This is a genomic window from Pseudomonas entomophila (genome assembly GCF_029478665.1).
GTDB classification, from domain to species: Bacteria; Pseudomonadota; Gammaproteobacteria; order Pseudomonadales; family Pseudomonadaceae; genus Aquipseudomonas; species Aquipseudomonas entomophila_F.
In genome coordinates this window covers 21,572-42,176 of record NZ_JARPQB010000040.1, presented here as the reverse complement: position 1 = coordinate 42,176, position 20,605 = coordinate 21,572, and the positions used below count along the sequence as shown (strand labels likewise).

18 protein-coding genes are annotated in these 20,605 nt (G+C 66.0%); 4 read left to right on the top strand and 14 right to left on the bottom strand.

All coding sequences use genetic code 11. The annotated features are described in order from the left end of the window. Window positions 1-40: 40 nt before the first annotated feature. On the top strand, window positions 41-2,122 hold the full coding sequence (locus P5705_RS19175) for an ATP-binding protein (RefSeq protein WP_431196965.1): 2,082 nt from the start codon (window positions 41-43) through the stop codon (window positions 2,120-2,122). An 87-nt stretch (window positions 2,123-2,209) separates the two neighbouring features. Here the strand turns inward: P5705_RS19175 and P5705_RS19170 are convergent, their stop codons facing one another. The 10 genes from P5705_RS19170 to P5705_RS19125 form a co-directional block, all read right to left on the bottom strand. Beyond that, window positions 2,210-4,399: a GAF domain-containing hybrid sensor histidine kinase/response regulator gene (locus tag P5705_RS19170; RefSeq protein ID WP_277462538.1), complete on the bottom strand. Its 2,190-nt coding sequence runs from the start codon at window positions 4,397-4,399 to the stop codon at window positions 2,210-2,212. Between the two features lie 227 nt (window positions 4,400-4,626). Next, window positions 4,627-5,190, bottom strand: coding sequence for an NUDIX hydrolase (locus P5705_RS19165; protein ID WP_277462536.1), 564 nt, complete (start codon window positions 5,188-5,190; stop codon window positions 4,627-4,629). A gap of 2 nt (window positions 5,191-5,192) precedes the next feature. Further along, entirely contained in the window at window positions 5,193-5,945 is a 753-nt protein-coding gene (locus P5705_RS19160; RefSeq protein WP_240063222.1) for a GntR family transcriptional regulator, read from the bottom strand. 92 nt (window positions 5,946-6,037) lie between these two features. Continuing rightward, window positions 6,038-6,427 carry a carboxymuconolactone decarboxylase family protein gene (locus P5705_RS19155; RefSeq protein ID WP_277462535.1) on the bottom strand — a complete coding sequence of 130 codons (390 nt, stop codon included), beginning with the start codon at window positions 6,425-6,427 and terminating at the stop codon, window positions 6,038-6,040. 139 nt (window positions 6,428-6,566) lie between these two features. Next, window positions 6,567-7,052, bottom strand: a complete 486-nt coding sequence (locus P5705_RS19150; RefSeq protein ID WP_277462534.1) for a flavin reductase family protein — start codon at window positions 7,050-7,052, stop codon at window positions 6,567-6,569. A 12-nt stretch (window positions 7,053-7,064) separates the two neighbouring features. Continuing rightward, entirely contained in the window at window positions 7,065-8,546 is a 1,482-nt protein-coding gene (locus P5705_RS19145; protein WP_277462532.1) for an aldehyde dehydrogenase, read from the bottom strand. Beyond that, complete coding sequence (locus tag P5705_RS19140; protein ID WP_277462530.1) at window positions 8,543-9,376, bottom strand: alpha/beta fold hydrolase; 834 nt, start codon at window positions 9,374-9,376, stop codon at window positions 8,543-8,545. The genes P5705_RS19145 and P5705_RS19140 overlap by 4 nt, the downstream gene beginning before the upstream one ends. Before the next feature lie 66 nt (window positions 9,377-9,442). Then, window positions 9,443-10,039, bottom strand: coding sequence for an amino acid synthesis family protein (locus P5705_RS19135; protein ID WP_277462528.1), 597 nt, complete (start codon window positions 10,037-10,039; stop codon window positions 9,443-9,445). Between the two features lie 324 nt (window positions 10,040-10,363). Beyond that, window positions 10,364-11,404 (bottom strand): LLM class flavin-dependent oxidoreductase, encoded by a 1,041-nt coding sequence (locus tag P5705_RS19130; protein ID WP_277462526.1) that lies wholly within the window; start codon window positions 11,402-11,404, stop codon window positions 10,364-10,366. 151 nt (window positions 11,405-11,555) lie between these two features. After that, window positions 11,556-12,041 (bottom strand): flavin reductase family protein, encoded by a 486-nt coding sequence (locus tag P5705_RS19125; RefSeq protein ID WP_277462525.1) that lies wholly within the window; start codon window positions 12,039-12,041, stop codon window positions 11,556-11,558. Between the two features lie 315 nt (window positions 12,042-12,356). On the opposite strand from P5705_RS19125, the gene P5705_RS19120 reads away from it, so the two are divergent. After that, a complete protein-coding gene (locus P5705_RS19120) occupies window positions 12,357-13,760 on the top strand; it encodes a purine-cytosine permease family protein (protein ID WP_277462523.1) in 1,404 nt (467 codons plus the stop codon). A 94-nt stretch (window positions 13,761-13,854) separates the two neighbouring features. Here P5705_RS19120 and P5705_RS19115 read toward each other — a convergent pair whose 3' ends face one another. Both P5705_RS19115 and P5705_RS19110 read right to left on the bottom strand, forming a co-directional pair. Further along, window positions 13,855-15,465, bottom strand: coding sequence for a methyl-accepting chemotaxis protein (locus P5705_RS19115; protein ID WP_431196964.1), 1,611 nt, complete (start codon window positions 15,463-15,465; stop codon window positions 13,855-13,857). A gap of 233 nt (window positions 15,466-15,698) precedes the next feature. Then, a complete protein-coding gene (locus P5705_RS19110) occupies window positions 15,699-16,901 on the bottom strand; it encodes an NAD(P)/FAD-dependent oxidoreductase (RefSeq protein ID WP_277462521.1) in 1,203 nt (400 codons plus the stop codon). A 269-nt stretch (window positions 16,902-17,170) separates the two neighbouring features. On the opposite strand from P5705_RS19110, the gene P5705_RS19105 reads away from it, so the two are divergent. Beyond that, complete coding sequence (locus P5705_RS19105; protein WP_277462520.1) at window positions 17,171-17,707, top strand: RrF2 family transcriptional regulator; 537 nt, start codon at window positions 17,171-17,173, stop codon at window positions 17,705-17,707. A 183-nt stretch (window positions 17,708-17,890) separates the two neighbouring features. Here P5705_RS19105 and P5705_RS19100 read toward each other — a convergent pair whose 3' ends face one another. Next, complete coding sequence (locus P5705_RS19100) at window positions 17,891-18,109, bottom strand: DUF2970 domain-containing protein (RefSeq protein WP_213660525.1); 219 nt, start codon at window positions 18,107-18,109, stop codon at window positions 17,891-17,893. 91 nt (window positions 18,110-18,200) lie between these two features. Then, window positions 18,201-18,368, bottom strand: a complete 168-nt coding sequence (locus P5705_RS19095) for a hypothetical protein (protein ID WP_277462519.1) — start codon at window positions 18,366-18,368, stop codon at window positions 18,201-18,203. Window positions 18,369-18,503: 135 nt separating this feature from the next. On the opposite strand from P5705_RS19095, the gene P5705_RS19090 reads away from it, so the two are divergent. Continuing rightward, a complete protein-coding gene (locus P5705_RS19090) occupies window positions 18,504-20,522 on the top strand; it encodes an alpha-1,4-glucan--maltose-1-phosphate maltosyltransferase (RefSeq protein WP_277462518.1) in 2,019 nt (672 codons plus the stop codon). The last annotated feature ends 83 nt before the right edge of the window (window positions 20,523-20,605 follow it).

The following is a 20,605-nucleotide window of genomic DNA, read 5'->3' as shown; positions in this document are numbered from 1 at the left end:
CCTGCGTCATGACGGTGTGGTCAGCGGCCTGCTGCAGGCGATGGACTGGGCCGGCTCGCCGCTGGGCCAGCCGCAGGGCTGGTCGCCCGGCCTCAAGGCGATCACCACCACGTTGCTCTCGGCCCAGGCGCAAATCGTGCTGTTCTGGGGGCCGCAATACATCGCCCTGTACAACGACGCCTACTTCCCGACCATCGGCAACAAGCACCCCGCCGCGCTGGGGCGGCCCGGGCAGGAGAATTGGGGCGAGCTGTGGGACGACCTGGAGCCATTGCTGCGGGGTGTGCGCGAGACAGGCGACACCTTCTCGGCGAAGGACCGGCCGTTCTATATCGAGCGCAGTGGCGCGGGTGAGACGGTCTATTTCGACGTGTCCTATTCCGCCGTGCGCGAAGCTGACGGCGGGGTGGGTGGGGTGCTGTGCATCGTTACCGATACCACCGAGCGGGTACGTTTCGAACATCGCCAGGCGTTCCTGCTGGAACTGCGCCAGGCCTTGCCCGAACTGGGCGACGCCGAGCATATCGAAGGGCATGCCACGCGCCGGCTGGCGCAGGAGCTGGGCGCCGCGCGGGTGTGTTTCGGCGAGCACCTGGGCGATGGCAAGCGCTTTCGCGTCGCCCACGAATGGGCCGATGGCGTGCCCTCGCTGCTGGGCGATTTTCCCTTTTCCGACTTCGACCCGAACCTGTACGGGGCGATGCAGGCCGGGCACGTTGCCCGGCACAGCTACCAGCAGGACGAGCCGCGACCGTTGCACCTGGAGGGGCTGTGCGCCGCGCTGCACGTGCCGGTGCTGCGCGCCGAGCGCCTGGAGGCGATGCTGATCGTGCATTTCCATGGCGCGCATCCGATCCTGGACGATGAATGCCTGTTGGCCGAGGAAGCCGCCGAGCAGACCTGGGCGGCGATCAGCCATGCCCGGGCCGAACACGCCCTGCATGTGCTCAACGAATGCCTGGAGGAGCGCGTGGCGACCATGCTGGCCCAGCGCGAGGCGGGCCTGCAGCAGCTGCACGAAGCGTACAAGATGGAGATGATCGGCCAGCTCACCGGCGGGATCGCCCACGACCTCAACAACATGCTCACGCCGATCATCGCCTCCCTCGAGCTGCTGCGCCGCCACCCCGAGCCGGCGCGGGGCGAGCGCTTGATCGACGGCGGCCTGCAGGCGGCGGAGCGGGCGCGTAACCTGGTCGGGCGCCTGCTCAGCTTCGCCCGGCGCCAGACGCTCAAGCCTCAGGGGGTTTCGCTGGCGCTGCTGGTCGACGACATGCGCGAGCTGATGGCGCGTTCGCTGGGGCCGACCATCGCTGTGCAGGTGCGCATCGACGCGGCGCTGCCGCAGGTGCTGGTCGACCCCCATCAGCTGGAACTGGCCCTGCTCAACCTGGTGGTCAATGCCCGTGATGCCATGACCGAAGGCGGGCGCCTGAGCATCGTCGCCGGCCTGGATGACGACAGGAACGGGCCTGGCAGGCCGGTCGGACTGGCTGCGGGCCGCCAGGTGTGGCTGCAGGTGGCTGATACCGGCTGCGGCATGAGTGCGGACGTGTTGAAGCATTGCACCGAGCCGTTCTACTCGACCAAGGGCGTGGGCAAGGGCACCGGCCTGGGGTTGCCGATGGTCCAGGGGTTGGCGATGCAGTCTGGCGGTGGCTTCGGTATTCGTTCGCGGCCGCAGCAGGGCACCGAAGCGACCTTGTGGCTGCCCGTCAGTGACAGTGAGACCGCCGCTGCCAGGCACGTCGAGTTGCCACGCCCGCAGCGGTCGACCCGGGTGTTGCTGGTGGAGGACGAGCCGCTGGTGCGCCAGGCCACGGTGCTGCAGTTGCTTGAATTGGGGTATGAGGTCACCGAGGCGGATGGGGCGGCCCAGGCACAGGCGTTGCTGGATGACGGGCTGTGTCCGGATGTGCTGCTGACCGACCATGTCATGGCCGGGATGACGGGGGTGCGGTTTGCCCGGCAGGTGCGTGAGCGATTCGCGGATTTGCCGGTGTTGGTCATTACCGGGTATGCCAATCTCGCGCCCCGCGAGTTGCACGGGTTCGAGGTGTTGCGCAAGCCGTTTCGCCAGGAGGAGCTGGCGCGCAGCCTGGCGCGGTTGTTAGGGGGGTGACTGTGGTGGGCGCCGCTGTCCTGTGCCGACTGCACCGGCCCTTTCGCCGGCAAAGCCGGCTCCTACAGGGATCCGTGTTCTGTCAGGTCAGCCGGTGGTGTTCCTGGACGCTCCGCCCAGCACCGCCCCCAGCATCTGGCACACCTGTTCGGCCGAATACGGCTTGGCCAGGAACGCGAACCCCTGGTGGCCTTCCTCGGCGATCGCCTCGCTGTAGCCGGAGGTAAGAATCACCGGCAGTTCGGGATGACTCTGGCGCAACTGGCGGGCCAGCGCCAGCCCGCCCATGCCGGGCATCACCACATCGGAAAACACCGCGTCGAACGGCACCCGCGCATCGCCGATCTGCGTCAGGGCCTGCTCGGCACTGGTTGCCCAGCTGATCTGGTAGCCATGGTCGCGCAGGATCTGCGCGGTGAAGCTGCCGACATCGGGGTTGTCCTCCACCACCAGGACCCGCCGCCGTTCGCCGTGGGCGGGCAACACCGTGCCGGCAACGCGGGGCTCCACCTGGGCCAGGGTCACCTGGGGCAGGTAAAGGGTGAAGGTCGTGCCCTGGCCTTCGACGCTGCTGACCTTCACGTCGCCACCGGACTGCTTGGCGAAACCGAACACCTGCGACAGCCCCAGCCCCGTGCCCTGGCCCGAAGCCTTGGTGGTGAAGAACGGATCGAAGATGCGTTCGAGCAGGTGCGGGGCGATGCCCACGCCGCTGTCGATCACCGAGATCGCCGCGAACGGCCCGGCCAGGTCGTGTGCCCCGGGCATGGCCTGGTCGGCTTCCAGGCGCAGGCACAGGGTGCCTTCGCCGGCCATGGCGTCGCGGCCGTTGATCATCAGGTTGATCACCGCGGTTTCCAGTTGGCCCAGGTCGGCATGGACGTGGCAGGGGGCCTCGGGCAGTTCCAGCTTTACTTCGATACGGGCGCTGGTGGCGGTGTCGAGCATGTCGGCCATGGCTTCGAGCCTGGGGCCGGCTTCGAACACCTGGGGGCTCAGGGCCTGGCGGCGAGCGAAGGCAAGCAGCTGGCCGGTGAGCTTGGCGCCGCGGTCGACAGTGTCGGCCACGGTCTTGAAGTAGCGGGCGCGGCGGGTCTCGTCGAGGTCGGGGCGCTGCAGGAAGTGGATCGAGGAGCGGATGATGGTCAGCAGGTTGTTGAAATCGTGGGCCACGCCGCCGGTGAGCTGGCCGATGGCTTCGAGTTTTTGCGTCTGGCGCAGCACCGCTTCGGTGTGCAGCAATTGGCTGGTGCGTTCCTCCACGCGCTGTTCGAGGGTGGCATTGAGCGCTTCGAGCGCCGCGAAGGCCTCGCGTACTTCGGCGTGGGCCTGGACCCGCTGGATATGTGCCCAGCAGCGCTCGGTCACTTCGCTGATCAGCGTCTGCTCATAGTGCGTCCAGGCGCGGGGCGCCTTGTCGTGGATGGCCATCAGCGCGGTCAGGCGGCCTTCCTTGATCAGCGGCATGCAGATGGTCGCGGTGATGCCGATGGCCTGGAAAGTCGCCGCGGCTTGCGGCGGCAGTTGCGTGAGGTTGTCCTCGATCACCAGGGGCTCGCCCGCGCGCAGGCAGCTCACCGCCAGCTGGCCGAAGTCGGCCAGGCGGTATTGGCCCAGCAGCCGTGGCGAGCCGGGCCTGACCCAGTCGCCGCAGATGGTGAAGCCGTCCTGGTCGGGGGCCATCACCGCATAGGCGCAGCTGGACAGCTGCAGGTGCTCGCCCAGCAGGCGCGTGGTGGTGGCCAGGATGCGTTCCGGGTCGGTGGCGTTGGCGGTGGCGCGGCCCAGGCTGTCGAGGAATTTCAGGCGGCGGTTGGCGACCACGCTGGTGGTGGTTTCGGTGACGGTGTCGAGCATGCCGACGACCTGGCCGTCATGGTCGCGGATGGGGCTGTAGCAGAAGGTGAAGTGGGCGCGCTCGGGGCTGCCGTGGCGCTCGATCAGCAGCGGAAAGTCCTCGATGTACACCGCCTCGCCGGCCAACGCACGGTCGGCCAGGTGGCTGATTTCGCTCCAGGCTTCCTGCCACACTTCGCTGAACGGTCGGCCGAGGGCGAAGGGTTTTTCGCCGAGGATGGCGCTGAAGGCATCGTTGTGCAGGGTGGTCAGCTGGTCGCCCCACAACACGGCCTGGGGGAAGCGCGAGGCCAGGCACAGGGCAACGGCGGTGCGCAGCACGTCGGGCCAGGTGTCCAGCGGGCCAAGCGGGGTCGCCGCCCAATCGTGGGTGCGGATGCGTTCGGCCATCAACCCGCCGCCGTCCAGCCATTTCGCCATGAGGTTTGCCGGTCCATTTGCGTGAGACCATCAGGGTGCACCGTGGGGCGGCGCTTGGCGAGGAATTTGTTTCGGGATTTTTGCCTACCCCTGTAGGAGCGGCCTTGTGCCGCGAAAGGGCTGCGCAGCGGCCCCAGGATTTCGACGTTGAGCAAAGATCGCCGGGGCCGCTTTGCGGCCCTTTCGCGGCACAAGGCCGCTCCTACAGGGGTTGCGTGGCGTGGGGCTCAGCGAATGAAATGCACCTTCCCGGTATCGTCGTTGCCCATGTAGATCCCGTACACCCCGGCTTGCCGTTCGAGGATGTAGCGCTCGAGGATCTGCCGGATCGCCGGGTAGTAGATCTCGTCCCAGGGGATCTCGTCCGGCGCGAAGAAGCGGTAGGCCAACGTCTCCGGCCCGTACTGCCCGGTCTCCTCGGTGGCGATGGCGCGGAAGATGATGTACACCTCGCTGATCGTCGGCACGCTGAAGATCGAGTAGGGCGAGACGATCTCGCCGCGCACGCCGCTCTCTTCCCACACCTCGCGCAGGGCCGCCTGCTCGGTGGTCTCGCCGGCCTCCATGAAGCCGGCCGGCAAGGTCCAGGTGCCGGGGCGTGGGGGGATGGCGCGCTGGCACAGCAGGTACTTGCCGTCGCGCTCGATGATGCAGCCGGCGATGATCTTCGGGTTGACGTAGTGCACAAAACCACAGGCGGTGCAGTGCAGGCGCTCGTGGCTGTCGCCGGTGGGAACGCCCCGGGCCAGTTGCGTGGTGCAGTGCGGGCAGTAGCGCGGGGCGGTGGGCATGGTCAGCGGCCTATGCGAGGGTCCTTGAGGGGCAGGGGCTCGACGATTTCGCGGACCTTGGCGTTGTCGTCCTGTTTCTGGCGCAGGTAGTCCAGGGCCACTTTTGCGGCGGCGCGCACATGGTCGACCGAGGCCTGGTGGGCGGCTTGCGGGTCGCCGCTCTTGATCGCCTCGACGATCTTCTCCATTTCGCGGTTGCTGGCGCCACGGCGGTTTTCCTGGGATACCGAGGTGGCGCGCAGGTAGCTGATGCGCGCCTGCAACTGGCGCAGCTGCTGGGCGGCGACCTGGTTGCCGGAGCCTTCGAGCAGCACGTCGTAGAAGCCCTGCACCGAGTCGAGCACCTGGGCCAGCTCGCCGTCTTCCAGCGCCTCGCGGTTGACCTCCAGGGCGCGCTCCAGGGCGCGGATGTCCTTTGATTTGGCGTTGAGGGTGAACAGCTGGACGATCAGGCCTTCGAGCACGCAGCGCAGCTCGTAGATGTCGCGGGCGTCTTCCAGGGTGATGATGGCCACGCGCGGGCCCTTGGCGTCGGCGAACTCGACCAGGCCTTCGGACTCCAGGTGGCGCAGGGCCTCGCGCACCGAAGTGCGGCTGACACCCAGGCGCTCGCAGAGGTCGCGCTCGACCAGGCGATCGCCGGGCAGCAGGTGGAAGTTCATGATCGCGCCGCGCAGCTTGTCGAGCACGATTTCACGCAGGGTGACGGGGTTGCGGTTGACCTTGAAGCTGTCGTCGAGGGGCTGGCGTTTCATCAGGTGCGCTCTGTATGAGGCTGTTGCGCCAGGTTCGCGCAGCACCACGAACCGTGGGGGCTGCTCCTTGCCGTGGTTCGCACAGCCCGCGGTTAACGGGGTTGCTCCGCGTCGGCTGCGGCGAACGCTTCGCGGGCCAGGCGGAAACTGTCCACCGCCGCGGGCACGCCGCAATAGATGCCGACCTGGAGCAGGATCTCGCGAATCTGTTCGCGACTCAGGCCATTGCGCAGGGCGCCGCGGATATGCAGCTTGAGCTCATGGGGCCGGTTGAGCGCGGAAATCATCGCCAAGTTTATCATGCTGCGCTCTTTGAGCGACAAGCCATCACGGCCCCAGACGTGGCCCCAGCAGTACTCGGTGACCAGGTCTTGCAGGGGCTTGGTGAAGTCGTCGGCGTTCTGGATCGAGCGGTTGACGTAGTCCTCGCCGAGCACCTGGGTGCGGATCTGCAGGCCTTTTGCGTATTTTTCGTTGTTCATGGGCCGGGTTCCTGTGTGAGTGGGTGGGCTTTCCCTGTAGGAGCCAGCCTTGCTGGCGAACGGCCGCGCCACAATTGCAATGCCGTGCCATGGCCGGTTCGCCAGCAAGGCTGGCTCCTACAGGTAGGCGTTCGTCGCTTTAGCCCAGCGGCGGCAACGCACCCAGTTTGCCCTTGTGGTACACCATCGGCGTCGCCGGTTGCTCAGGCAGCACCAGGTTCTTCACCTGGCCGACGATGATCGCGTGGTCGCCACCGTCGTATTCGCGCCACAGTTCGCACTCGATGATCGCCGTGGCCTTGCTCAGCAACGGGTTGCCCAGCGCGCTCAGGTGCCAGTCGATGCCCTTGGCCTTGTCCTTGCCTTTACCGGCGAAGGCATAGGCCTCGGCGGTCTGCTCGGCGGCCAGCAAATGAATGGCGAACTGCTTGCTGTCGCGCAGCACCGGGTAGGTGTCGGAGGCGTAGTTGGGGCAGAACAGCACCAGTGCCGGCTCGATCGACAACGCGCTGAACGCGCTGGCGGTGATGCCGACGATGCCGCCGTCGGCATCCAGGGTGGTGACCACGGTGACACCGGACGGGAACGAGCCCATCACGTCTTTGTAGATGCCAGGTTCGATCATCTTGCGGTTCTCCTAGCGCATCACGAAGGGGTCGGGCATGGGCGCGGTGGACAGGTTGATCCACACGGTCTTCAGCTCGGTATAGGCCAGCACCGAATCGATGCCGCTCTCGCGGCCGTAGCCGCTGTTCTTGAAGCCGCCGATCGGGGCCATGGCCGACACCGCGCGGTAGGTGTTGACCCAGATGATCCCCGAACGCACGTCGCGGGCCAGGCGGTGGGCGCGGCCCAGGTCGCGGGTCCAGATACCGGCGGCCAGGCCGAACTGCGAGTCGTTGGCCATGGCCAGGGCCTCTTCCTCGGTCTTGAAGCGGATCACCGCGGCGACCGGGCCGAACACCTCTTCCTGCATGATGGTCATGGCGTTGCTGTCGCACTCGAACAGGGTCGGTTCGTAGAACCAGCCGTCGCCCTCGACGTCGGCGCGCTTGCCGCCCATGCGCAGCCGGGCGCCTTCGGCCTTGGCCGCCGCGACCAGGCCTTCGACCACGGCCAGTTGCTGGGCGGTGGCCATCGGGCCCATCTCGCTGGCGTCGTCCTGCGGGTTGCCGATGCGAATGCGCTGGGCACGGGCGATCAGGCGCTCGACGAATTCATCGAAGATCTCGTCCTGCACCAGCAGGCGCGAGCCGGCCACGCAGCTCTGCCCGGAGGCGGCGTAGATGCCGGCCACCGCGCCGTTGACGGCGCTGTCCAGGTCGGCGTCGGCGAAGATGATGTTGGGCGACTTTCCGCCCAGCTCCAGCGACAGCTTGGCGAAGTTCTCGGCGCTGCTGCGCACCACATGGCGGGCGGTGGCGGCGCCGCCGGTGAAGGCGATCTTGCGCACCAGCGGGTGGCGGGTCAGCGCCGCGCCGGTACTCGGGCCGAAGCCGGTGACCACGTTGACCACTCCGGCCGGGAAGCCGGCTTCCAGCGCCAGGCGGGCCAGCTCGAGGATGGTCGCCGAGGCGTGTTCGGAGGGTTTGAGCACGATGGTGTTGCCGGCGGCCAGGGCCGGGGCGAGCTTGATCGCGGTGAGGTACAGCGGGCTGTTCCACGGGATGATCCCGGCCACCACGCCGATCGGTTCGTGCACGGTGTAGGCGAACAGGTCGGGCTTGTCCAGCGGCAGGGTGCCGCCTTCGAGCTTGTCGGCCAGGCCCGCGGTGTAGTGGAAGAACTCCGGCAGGTAGCCGACCTGGCCGCGGGTCTCGCGGATCAGCTTGCCGTTGTCGCGGCTTTCCAGCTGGGCCAGGTGCTCCTTGTTTTCGCCGATCAGGTCGCCGAGGCGGCGCAGCAGCTTGCCCCGGGCGGTGGCGCTGAGGCCACGCCAGGCCTTGCTGTCGAAGGCGCGCTGGGCGGCCTGCACGGCCAGCTCGACGTCGGCTTCATCGGCGTCGGGCAGTTGCGCCCAGGCCTTGGCGGTGGCCGGGTCGAGGCTGTCGAAGGTCTTGCCGCTGTGGGCATCGCGCCATTGGCCGTCGATGCACATCTGGAAACGAACGAGGGTCATGCAACTATCCCCTTGGCGGATTCGGTAAGGGTGCGGGCCTGCCTGAGGAAGTCCAGCAGCATCTTGTTGACTTCGCGCGGTGCTTCCACCGGCATCATATGCCGTTGCTCGGCGAGCACCACGCAATGGGCGCCGGGTATGCGCGCGGCGAGCTGGCGGGCCATGGCCGGGGTGGAGCCGGCATCGAGCTCGCCGGTGGCGATCAGCGTCGGCACCTGGATGCTGCCAAGGGCTTCGGCGCGGTACATGTCCTGGGTGGCGAACAGCGCGTAGGTGGTGTGGTAGCCCTGCGGGTCGTTGCTGGCCAGCACCTGGCGGATGGCCGCGACCTGGGCCGGGTTGGCGGCCTTGTATTCGCGGCTGAACCAGCGCTCCAGCGCGGCATCGACGTTGGCGTCCGGGCCTTGTGCCAGTGCCTGGGCGGCGCGGGCGATGACCCCGGCGCTCTGCTCGGGGGTGCGGTTGAACACGCTGTTGAGCACCACCAGCGCTGCAAGGCGTTGCGGGTGGTTGAGGGCGAAGGCGCGGGCCACCAGGCCGCCCATGCTGAAACCGATCACGGTGGCGTGCGGAACCTGCAGGTGGTCGAGCAGTTCGGCGAGCTGGTCGGCGTAGCCTTCCAGCGCGGTGTCGGCGGCGGGCACGCGGCTGTGGCCGTGGCCGAGCATGTCGTAGGCGATGACGCGGTAGTCGTTGGCCAGGCCGACGAACTGCCCGCCCCACATTTCCTTGTTCAGGCCCACGCCGTGGATCAGCACCACGGGGTGGCCCTGGCCGAGGGCCAGGTAGCTGGTCCCGGCCGGTGTAAGTTCAGCGACAGGCTGAATCATGAAGGGCGCTCCTTGAAGGTCGGGCGCGGCGGGAGTTCGCCACGCCCAGGCCCGTCTTGGTTGTTGTTATCGAGCGTTGGCCTTTTCCGCCGCCAGTTCTTCCAGGTCGATGTAGCGGTTGCCGATGCGCGGGTGCAGGCGGCCACCGTCGGCGGCGCCCAGCACCACGACGATCTCGTCGGCGCGCGGGGCGTCCTCGATCTGCATTTCCAGGGTGATGTAGTGCGAGCGCAGGCCCTCGTCGTCCTTCTGCATCATCGGGATCTGGATCGAGGTGCCGGGGCCGCCGCGCTTGTTGGTGAAGCTCAGGTAGCTCTTGGCCTGCACGGCTTCGCGGTAGTGGTTGCCGAAACGCAGGGTGTGGATCACCGCCGAGGCGTGCTCGATCTCGCCGTCGGCGCCGACCACGGCGGCCTTGCCGTAGGCCTCGATCTTGTCGGCGCCGCCGATGGCGGCGGTCAGGCGCTCGACCATCAGCGCGCCGAGCTCGGAGCAGTGGGCGCGGATTTCAGGCTTGAGGTCTTCGACGAAACCGCGACCGGCCCAGGGGTTCTTGATCACCACGGCCAGGCCGACCATGGTCACCGGCGTGTCGGTGGCCTTGCCGCCTTCGATGCGGGTCTCTTCGGAGTAGGTGACGATCTTGCGGATTTCGAAACTCATGGAGGGCTCCTGGGTAGGGTGATCAGTTCTTGTTGTCTGATGGTATACCATAATATTTGATGTGCAAGAGGAGGCTGGAAAAATCTCTGGGAAGGGGATGAAAGGTGGCGGATGGCCCGGGTTTTGTGGTGTTTGGGAGATCGAGCGCCGCTGTGCGGCGTATCGCGGATGAATCCGCTCCTACAAAGGCAGGTGGGCCCAAACAGGCGTGGCCATGTCGCAATAAATGTGTAGGAGCGGATTTATCCGCGATGCGCCGCGCGGGCGGCGCTCGACCTCATAGGCGCCATAGAGGGCCCGGCGAGCCCCCTCTGCAAAGGGCATTCAGGTGAACGCCGGCACCACTTCCTTGATGAACAGCTCCAGCGACTTCTTCTTCTCGCTGTGGGGCAGGCTGTTGTCGCACCAGAAACTGAACTCATCGACCCCCAGTTCCTGGTAGTAGCGGATGCGCGCGGTGATCTCCTCGGGTGTGCCGATCATGGTGTTCTTGCGGATGTTCTCCAGCTGGAACGCCGGCACTTCTGCGAACTTCGACTCCGGGCTTGGTTCGAGGAAACCATTGACCGGCACGGTCTTGTTGCCGAACCAGGCATCGAAGGTGCGGTAGAAGCGCGAGATGGCCTGGGCGCCGACCTTCCAGCCGTCCGGCTCGGCCGGGCTGTGCACATGGGTGTGGCGCAGCACCATCAGTTGCGGGCGGGGTACGCCGGGGTTGTTGTCGAGGGCGGCCTGGAACTTGTTCTTCAGGTCCAGCACTTCCTCGTCGCCCTTCATCAAAGGGGTGACCATGACGTTGCAGCCGTTGGCCACGGCGAAGTTGTGCGAGTCGGGGTCGCGGGCGGCGATCCACATCGGTGGTTCGGTGTTGAACGGCTTCGGCACGCTGGTGGAGGTGGGGAACTTGTACACCTCGCCGTCGTGGGCGCAGTCGCCCTGCCACAGCTTGCGCACCACCGGCACCATCTCGCGCAGCGCCTTGCCGCCGTCGGTGGCCGGCATGCCGCCGGCCATGCGGTCGAACTCGAACTGGTAGGCGCCACGGGCCAGGCCCACTTCCATGCGGCCGTTGCTGATCACATCGAGCAGGGCGCATTCGCCTGCCACGCGCAGCGGGTTCCAGAACGGCGCGATGAGGGTGCCGGCGCCCAGGCGGATCTTCTCGGTGCGCGCGGCGAGGTAGGCCAAGAGCGGCATCGGGCTTGGCGAGATGGTGTACTCCATGGCGTGGTGCTCGCCGATCCACACGGTGCTGAAACCGCCGTCCTCGGCCATCAGGGTCAGCTCGGTCAGGTCTTCGAACAGCTGGCGGTGGCTGACCTGTTCATCCCAACGTTCCATGTGCACGAACAGCGAAAATTTCATGGGGCTTTCCTCGGAGCTTGTTGTTGTTGCCTGGCAGGCAGGCTTTTCTGTAGGAGCCGGCTTGCCGGCGAAGCGGGCGACGCGGTGGATGGCACCGGCTTCGCCGGTGTTCGCGGGTAAACCCGCTCCTACACGGTCCCCTGCTGAATGTTCAGGCGAAGGCCGGCAGGCTGGCCATCTTGCCGCGGCAGTAGACCATCGGGCGGGGCGCCTCCTGCGGGACGATCAGGTTGTGTACCTTGCCCACCATGATTGCGTGGTCGCCGCCTTCGTATTCGCGCCACAGCTCGCATTCGATGACGGCGGTGGCGCCGGCCAGGATCGGGTTGCCCAGTTCGCTCAAGGTCCAGTCGATACCCACCGCCTTGTCCTTGCCCTTTTTGGCGAAGGCATAGGCTTCGGCTTGCTGCTCACCGGAGAGCAGGTGAATGGCGAAACGCTGGTTCTTGATCAGTACAGGGTAGGAGTCGGAACTGTAGTTGGGGCAGAACAGCACCAGCGGCGGCTCCATCGACAGGGACGAAAAGGCGCTGGCGGTGAGGCCGACGATCGAGCCGTCGTCGTCCAGGGTGGTGATGACCGTGACGCCGGACGGGAAGGAGCCCAGGACGTGTTTGTAGACGGTTGCGTCGATCATGGTGTGATCCTCGAGGGGCAGCGGTGGTCCGCGGTTTTTATCGTTGATGTGTCTGATGGTATACCGTAATACCTTCTTTGCAAGCGGAATTTTCCAGCCCGCGCAGAACGCGATGAACGGCACAGTCCGCGGTTTCATTGGCGTGGCCGCTGAAAACAGTGCGCGAAGAGAGGATAGAGAGCGGATCAGCTGCGCCGAAAAACCCCGGTGCAGTGTTGTCAAAAGCTTGGAATACCATAATATGGTGCGCAGCTGAGAGGCCGCCCCGAGCGGTTTCCTTACAACGATAAAAACGACCTTTCGAGCTGAAATCCTATGTCCCAACCGTCGTCGCAACACGCGTTTGTCGAGAACCACACGGTCGATTACGTGCCACCCGCCGAGCGCCACGGGAAGGCGCGTGACCTGTTCACCCTCTGGTTCAGCACCAATATCGCACCCCTGCCCATCGTCACCGGCGCCATGGTGATCCAGGTGTTCCACCTGAACCTGCTGTGGGGCCTGGTCGCCATCGTGCTGGGGCACCTGGCCGGCGGCGTGGTGATCGCCCTGGCCTCGGCGCAGGGGCCGCAACTGGGCATTCCACAGATGGTGCAGAGCCGTGGCCAGTTCGGCCGTTACGGCGCGCTGCTGATCGTGTTCTTCACCGCGCTGATCTATGTCGGTTTCTTCATTTCCAACATCGTCCTGGCCGGCAAGACCATCCATGGCATCACGCCGAGCGTGCCGATGCCGGGCGCGATCGTGATCGGCGCGTTGAGCGCGACGGCCATCGGCGTGATCGGCTACCGCTTCATCCACATCCTCAACCGCATCGGCACCTGGGTGATGGGTTCGGCGCTGCTGGCCGGCTTCATCATGATGTTCGTCCAGGACCTGCCGGCCGACTTCTTCAGCCGTGGTGCCTTCAACCTGTCGGGCTTCATCGCCACCGTGTCGCTGGGCACCATCTGGCAGATCAGCTTCTCGCCGTACACCTCCGATTATTCGCGCTACCTGCCGCGTGAAGTGGGCATCGCCAGGCCGTTCTGGGCCACTTACTTCGGTGCCACCCTGGGTACCATCCTGTGCTTCAGTTTCGGCGCGGTGGCGGTGCTGTGCGTGCCCGAAGGCACCGACGCGATGGATGCGGTCAAGCAGGCCACGGGTTGGCTGGGGTCGATCCTGATGGTGCTGTTCCTGCTCAACATCATCAGCCACAACGCCCTCAACCTGTATGGCGCGGTGCTGTCGATCGTCACCGCGATCCAGACCTTCGCGGCGCAGTGGACGCCGAGCATCAAGGTGCGGGTGGTGTTGGCCTCGGTGATCCTGGCGGGTTGCGGGCTGGTGGCGCTGAATGCGTCGGCGGGCTTCATCGGCCAGTTCATCGGGCTGATCCTGGCGCTGCTGTTGGTGCTGGTGCCGTGGGCGTCGATCAACCTGGTCGACTTCTACTTGATCAAGAAGGGGCAGTACGACATTGCGTCGATCTTCCGTGCTGACGGTGGGATCTATGGCCGCTTCAACCACCACGCGATCATTGCCTATGCCTGCGGCATCCTGGTGCAGCTGCCGTTTGCCAATACGTCGCTGTATGTGGGGCCGTATTCGAATATTGTCGAAGGGGCGGACTTGTCGTGGTTGTTTGGGTTGATCGTGACGGTGCCGCTGTATTACTGCCTGGCGACGCGCAGCCAGCCGGTGAAGGCGGGGCGGGTGATTGAGGTGAATGACTGACAGAGTGGTTCGCCAGCAAGGCTGGCTCCTACAGGGGATCGCCGTAATCCTCGTAGGAGCCAGCCTTGCTGGCGAATGGGCCGCGCGCTGACTGTCAGACCTTGAACTGCGCCACCATCCCGTTCAATTCCACCGCCAACCGCGACAGGTCCTGCGCCGCCGCGCTGGTCTGGTTGGCCCCCGCCGAGGTCTGCATCGCCAGGTCGCGGATATTCACCAGGTTGCGGTCCACCTCCCGCGCCACCTGCGCCTGTTGCTCGGAGGCGCTGGCGATCACCAGGTTGCGCTGGTTGATCGCGGCGATGGCCTCGGCGATCACTTCCAGCGCCTGCCCGGCCGACTGCGCCACTTCCAGCGTGCCACTGGCCCGGCCCTGGCTGCTGTGCATGGCGCTGACCGCGCGCTCGGTGCCGGTCTGGATGCCACCGATCATCTGTTCGATCTCCGCCGTGGACTGCTGGGTGCGGTGGGCCAGGGCGCGCACTTCGTCGGCGACCACGGCGAAACCGCGCCCGGCCTCGCCGGCGCGGGCGGCTTCGATGGCGGCGTTGAGGGCCAGCAGGTTGGTCTGCCCGGCGATCGAACCGATCACATCGAGCACCTGGCTGATCTCGTTGGCGCTGCTGGCCAGCTGTTCGATCTCCTGCGAGGTGCCGGTCACGTCCGCGACCAGCAGCTGGATCGAGCTCAGGGCCTGGTTGACCCGGTCGCGGCCGTCGCGGGTGTTCTGGTCGGCGCCTTGCGAGGCGTCGGCCGTGCTCACCGCGTTGTTCGCCACTTCTTCCACGGCGGCGGTCATCTGGTTGACCGCCGTGGCGGCCTGGTCGATCTCGGCGCTTTGCTGGTGCAGGCCGCGGCTGGTGTCTTCGGTGACCGTGTGCAGCTCTTCCGAGGCCGAGGCCAGTTGGTCGGAGGAGGCGGCGATCTTGCGCAGGGTCTCGCGCAGGCTCTGTTGCATCTGGCCGAGGGCGCGCAGCAGCAGGGCCGGTTCGTCGCGGCCGGTCACCACGATGTCGCGGGTCAGGTCACCGACGGCGACGCGCTCGGCCACCGCCACGGCGTCGGCCAGCGGCAGCACGATGCTGCGGGTGAGCAGGGTGGAGATCGCCACCAGCGCCAGCAGGATCACCACCAGCGCACCTATCAGCAACTTGAAGGCCTCGTCGGAAGCGTTGCTGCTGCGCAACGAGGCCTGTTCGGCGCCCTGGGTGTTGTATTCCACCAGTGCGCCCAAGGCCTTCATCATGCTGTCGGCATACTCGGCCAGCGGGCCGTTGACCAGGCGTCGGGCCTCGTCCATCTGGTCGTGGCCGGCCGCCTCGCGGATGGCTTTCTGCAGGCCGTGGTAGCGCTCGCTCAGGCTCATGAAGGTGGTGAACAGGGCACGGTCGTCCTGGGCGATGATGGTGCTTTCGTAGGCTTTGAGGTCGCCTTCGAGTTGCTGGTTGACCTCGACGATGCGGGCCAGGGTGGCGTGGCGGGTGGCAGGCTCGTCCTCGAGCACGCTGCGCAGGGTGAGGGCGCGGGCACGGCCCAGGTTGGTGCTGACATCGCCCAGGGCGATGACCGCGGGCATCCAGGTGACGCGGATCTCGTCGGTGGCGCTGTCCATCTTGCGGGTTTCATAAAGGGCGATCAGGCCCATGGCCAGGACCAGGACCCCGAGAAGGGTGAACACAGTGGCTGCCCGAATGCCGATCTTCATGTTCCTTAATTGCATGCGACGCTCCTTGACGATGGCTGGCAGGCGTCAAGAGCGCGGGTTTACCGGGCTCGGTGGTTCAGGCTCTCGATGCACTGCGTGGGGGTGTGATTTCCTCATTTTTCGTATTGTTTTTCTTCGATAGTGCCATAACGCCACTATTATTGACCAGTCATCCAAAGTAATAACGAAAATTGAAAGGCCCGTCACTTACGAGACGGGCCTGTCTTTTCGCGTCACGCCACGATCGGGATCATCGGGTCGGCGGCCGCCAGGGCTTGCGCGCGATCGGCGGCGGGCGGGTAGATCCACACCGAGTTGATCTGGCGCTTGAGGTGCTTGCCCTCCTGGCCTTCGAGCACCAGTTCGCGCTCCCAGCCTTCGCTGTACGCCGCGCCCCAGTCACCCAGGTCGAGGCAGGTAACGTACTTGGGCTGGCGGTAGGCGAGCGGTGCCAGGCCCAGCAGGTCGGCCATGGCGTTGTTGCCTGAGTGGCGGCCCATGGGGATGGCGTGCTGGCACGTCATCAGGGCGTGGTTGCCCAGTTCGTCGACCTTGGCCCAGGCGGTGTCGCCGGTGGCGTAGATGTGCGCCTGGCCGACCACTTTCAGGTGGTCGTCGACCCGCAGGCGGCCGAAGCCATCGCGTTCGCCGTCGATTTGCGCGGTCAGCGGGCTGGCCTTGACGCCCACGGTCCAGATCACCGTCTTGCTGGCGATGTATTCGCCGTTGTCGAGGGTCACGCCACCAGCGTCGACCGCCACCACCGAGGTGTTGGTCAGCCATTGCACGCCAGCCTGTTCGCTGGCGGCGACGATGGACGGGGTGATGCCGGCGCCCAGTGCCGCGCCGATAGCCTGGCCACGGTCGACCAGGATCACCCGGGCATTGTTTTCACCCAGGATGCTGCGCAGGCGGGCGGGCATCTCGGTGGCGGTCTCGATGCCGGTGAAACCACCGCCGCAAACCACCACGGTGTTGCGCGCCGGAGAGGCCGGTTGCGCGGCCAGGGCGACCAGGTGTTGCTCCAGGCGCACGGCCGACTCCATCTGGTCGACATCGAAGGTGTGCTCGGCCAGGCCCGGCACGGCGGGGCGGGCGACCTGGCTGCCGGCGGCGAGGATCAGGCGGTCATAACCGAGTTGCTGGCGCTGGCCGTTGCCGTCGAGGTAGCCGACCTGGCGTGCGGCGCTGTCGATGTGCTCGGCGTTGCCCTGGATGAAATCGACCCCGACCGCGTCGAGCAGTTCGCCCACGGGGGCCTTGAGTGTGTGCACGTCAGCCTCGTAGAAGCGTGGGCGGATACGCAGTTCTGGTTGCGGTGCGAGCACGCTGATGCGCACGTCGCCACGTTGGGCCTGGTCGAGCAGACGGGCGGCGCTCAGGGCGCTCCAGACACCGGCAAAGCCGGCACCGATGATCAGGATATGGGAAGTCATGTAGGTGCTCCGCAAGGGTGGGAAAGGGGCTTCGGTCAGGGTTTGGCTGCCTGGCGAATAACTACGACTGTATTGATCGTAGTTTGAAGGGGCAAGTGTTTTTTCCATTCGAGCGTGCCGATGGCGTCGCTGGAACCTGCCGTAAACGGCGTGAATAAAGGCTTTAAGACGCTTCAGTTTTTTTTGGCGAACGACGGACGGCGCGGGATGGCTTTGCGTGGAGTGGTTGTAAGGCGTACTATTTGCGACAAATTAAGTCGGAGATTGACATGTCGCTTTACAGTGCCGGCGTCGAGTACGGCATCCATTGCCTGCTGTTCCTGGTGGACGAGCGCGGGGATAGCCGCGAGGCCAGCGTGCGCGACCTGGCCGAGCTGCAGGGGGTGCCCCAGGAGTACCTGGCCAAGGTGTTCACCAAGCTGGCCCGGGCCGGGCTGGTGGCGGCCACCGAGGGCGTGCGCGGCGGGTTTCGCCTGGCGCGGCCGTCGGACGAGATCACCGTGCTGGATATCGTCACGGCCATCGATGGGGCGAAGAAGATCTTCGACTGCCGGGAGATCCGCGAGCGCTGCGCGGTGTTCGAGGGCTCGGCGCCGGGGTGGGCGACCGAGGGCACCTGCGCGATCCACGCGGTGATGCTGGGGGCGCAGAAACGCATGGAGGAGGCGCTGGCGCAGCAGACCATTCTCGACCTGGCGCGGCGGTTCGGGCGCAAGGCGCCGGTTGAGTTCGGGCAGAAGGTCAATGACTGGATGAGCGAGCGGCGGGATGGGAAGGGCGGGGATATTCCGCTGGTGGTTGTTTGACTCGCTTGTGATTTGCAGTGCCCTAGAGACCGAGCGCCGCTTTGCGGCGCATCGCGGATGAATCCGCTCCTACACACAGGCAGGTGGGGCGGCGGCCTATCGGTTGCAACGAATGTAGGAGCGGCTTCAGCCGCGATGCGCCGCAGGGCGGCGCTCGGTCTCAAGCACGCTGCAAGCCCCCAATCACCGCGCGGTCAAATGCATCGCCAACTGCACCAAGCCAATCAACACGAAAATGAACACCAGGGTAAACACAGTCCCCATCACGATGAAATGACTGGCCTTGCCATAGGTGAAATCCCGCGCCCGGTTCTTGCCGCTCTGCACCCCAAACGCCGCCGCCAGCACACTTTGCAGCATCTGCCAGAACCCGGGCGCCTTGCCGGAATCATGATCGTCCATGAGTAGCTCCTCAAGTCAGAAGCAATCACGACCAGTGTAGGAGATCGATCGGCAGGCTGCCCGCAGCGCCCACTCATCCGGCCAGTCTTGGCTATCCTTGCCCTTTCACCGGAGGCTCCTCGCTGGGCGGATCGCCCACGGTCGGCGGCACGCTCGGCCTGGTCGGCAGCTCGTCCGGGTCTTGTTCAGGCACCGGCGGCGGCAACGTCGGGTCGTCGATGTTCGGATCGGGCGTCTCCGGTGGAATGGGAATGTTCATGGCCTGGCCTCGCGGGGTGAATGAAGAGGTAGTGCAGGCTTCGACCCTGGCCACCGTCATTCGCTCATTTTTTGAACCCCGCGCGCCAGCACGGCTCTGAACCCTTACCGCCACCAGCCAAACGGAGCGAGTGCGATGTCAGGTAACGAGCCCTTCGAAAGCGGGCCCACGGCCAACGATCACCCGGACCAGGCCATCAGCCTGTCGCAAGCGTTGCTGGCGCCGCGCATCGTGATCGAGGACGCAAGCCCGGTGCTCGACGCCGGTGCCTTCGCGGCCAAGGCGGTGCGCGGGCAGAAGGTCGACGTCAGCGCCAAGGTCTACAGCGATGGTCATGATCGCCTGGCCGTCACCCTGCACTGGCGTCAGGCCCATAGCCGACGCTGGCACTGCGTGGCCATGCACTCGCCGGGCAACGACCTGTGGCTGGCCGCGTTCACGCCCACCGACCTGGGCCTGCATGTGTTCAATATCCAGGCCTGGATTGACCCTTTCGCCACCTATTGCCATGACCTGGAGAAGAAATACGCTGCTGGCGTGGATGTGCGCCTGGAGCTCGAGGAGGGTCGCCTGTTGCTGGGCAAGGGCATCGAGCGCAGCGACGGTGCGTTGCGCGAGCAGCTCGGGCAATTGCGCGAACGCCTGCCCGAGCTGCCGGTGGACGACCAGGTGGTACTGCTGCTGCACCCCGACGCCGCGCGGCTGATGGGCGAGGCCGAGCACCGCAGCTACCTGACCCATAGCCCCGAGTACCCCGTGGATGTCGACCGCGAGGCGGCGTTGTTCGCCAGTTGGTACGAGCTGTTCCCGCGTTCGATCACCGACGACCCACAGCGTCACGGCACCTTCGACACTGTCCACCAGCGCCTGCCGATGATCCGCGACATGGGTTTCGATGTGCTGTACTTCCCGCCCATCCACCCGATCGGCATGAAGCACCGCAAGGGCCGCAACAATGCGCTCCAGGCCGAGCCCGGCGACCCCGGCAGCCCCTACGCCATTGGCAGCCCAGAGGGTGGCCACGACGCCATCCACCCGCAGTTGGGCAGCCGCGAGGACTTCCGCCGGCTGGTGGCCGCGGCCGCCGAGCACGGCCTGGAGATCGCCCTGGACTTCGCCATCCAGTGCTCCCAGGACCACCCCTGGCTGATCGAGCACCCGGGCTGGTTCAGTTGGCGTCCCGACGGCACCATCCGTTACGCCGAGAACCCGCCGAAGAAGTACCAGGACATCGTCAATGTCGACTTCTACGCACCGGAGGCTGTGCCGTCGCTGTGGCTGGCCCTGCGTGACGTGGTGGTCGGCTGGGTGGAGGCGGGGGTCAGGACGTTCCGCGTCGACAACCCGCACACCAAGCCGCTGCCGTTCTGGCAATGGTTGATCGCCAATGTGCGCAGCCAGCACCCCGACGTGATCTTCCTCGCCGAAGCCTTCACCCGCCCGGCGATGATGGCGCGCCTGGGCAAGGTCGGCTACGCCCAGAGCTACACCTACTTCACCTGGCGCAACAGCAAGCAGGAGCTGCGCGAGTACTTCGAGCAACTGAACCAGCCGCCCTGGAGCCAGTGCTACCGGCCGAACTTCTTTGTCAACACGCCGGACATCAACCCGTTCTTCCTGCAGACCTCCGGCCGCCCGGGCTTTCTCATCCGCGCCGCCCTGGCGGCCATGGGCTCTGGGTTGTGGGGCATGTATTCGGGCTTCGAGCTGTGCGAGGGAACACCCCTGCCAGGCAAGGAGGAGTACCTGGATTCGGAGAAGTACGAGATCCGCCCGCGCGACTTCAGCCAGCCGGGCAACATCGTCGCCGAGATCGCCCAGCTCAACCGTATCCGCCGGCAGAACCGCGCGCTGCAGACGCACCTGGGGGTTGTGTTCCTCAACTGCTGGAACGACAACATCCTCTACTTCGCCAAGCGCACCCCCGAGCGCGACAACGTCATTCTCGTCGCCATCAGCCTCGACCCCTACAACGCCCAGGAGGCCAGTTTCGAATTGCCGTTGTGGGAGCTTGGGCTGGACGACAACGCCGACACCCAGGGCGAGGACCTGATGAACGGCCACCGTTGGACCTGGCACGGCAAGACCCAGTGGATGCGCATCGAACCCTGGCTGCAGCCGTTCGGCATCTGGCGCATCGAAAAAGCCCTGTAGGAGCGGCCTCGTGCCGCGAAAGGGGCGCGAAGCGGCCCCAGGATTTCAGCGGCGCTGCAGATATTGCTGGGGCTGCTTCGCAG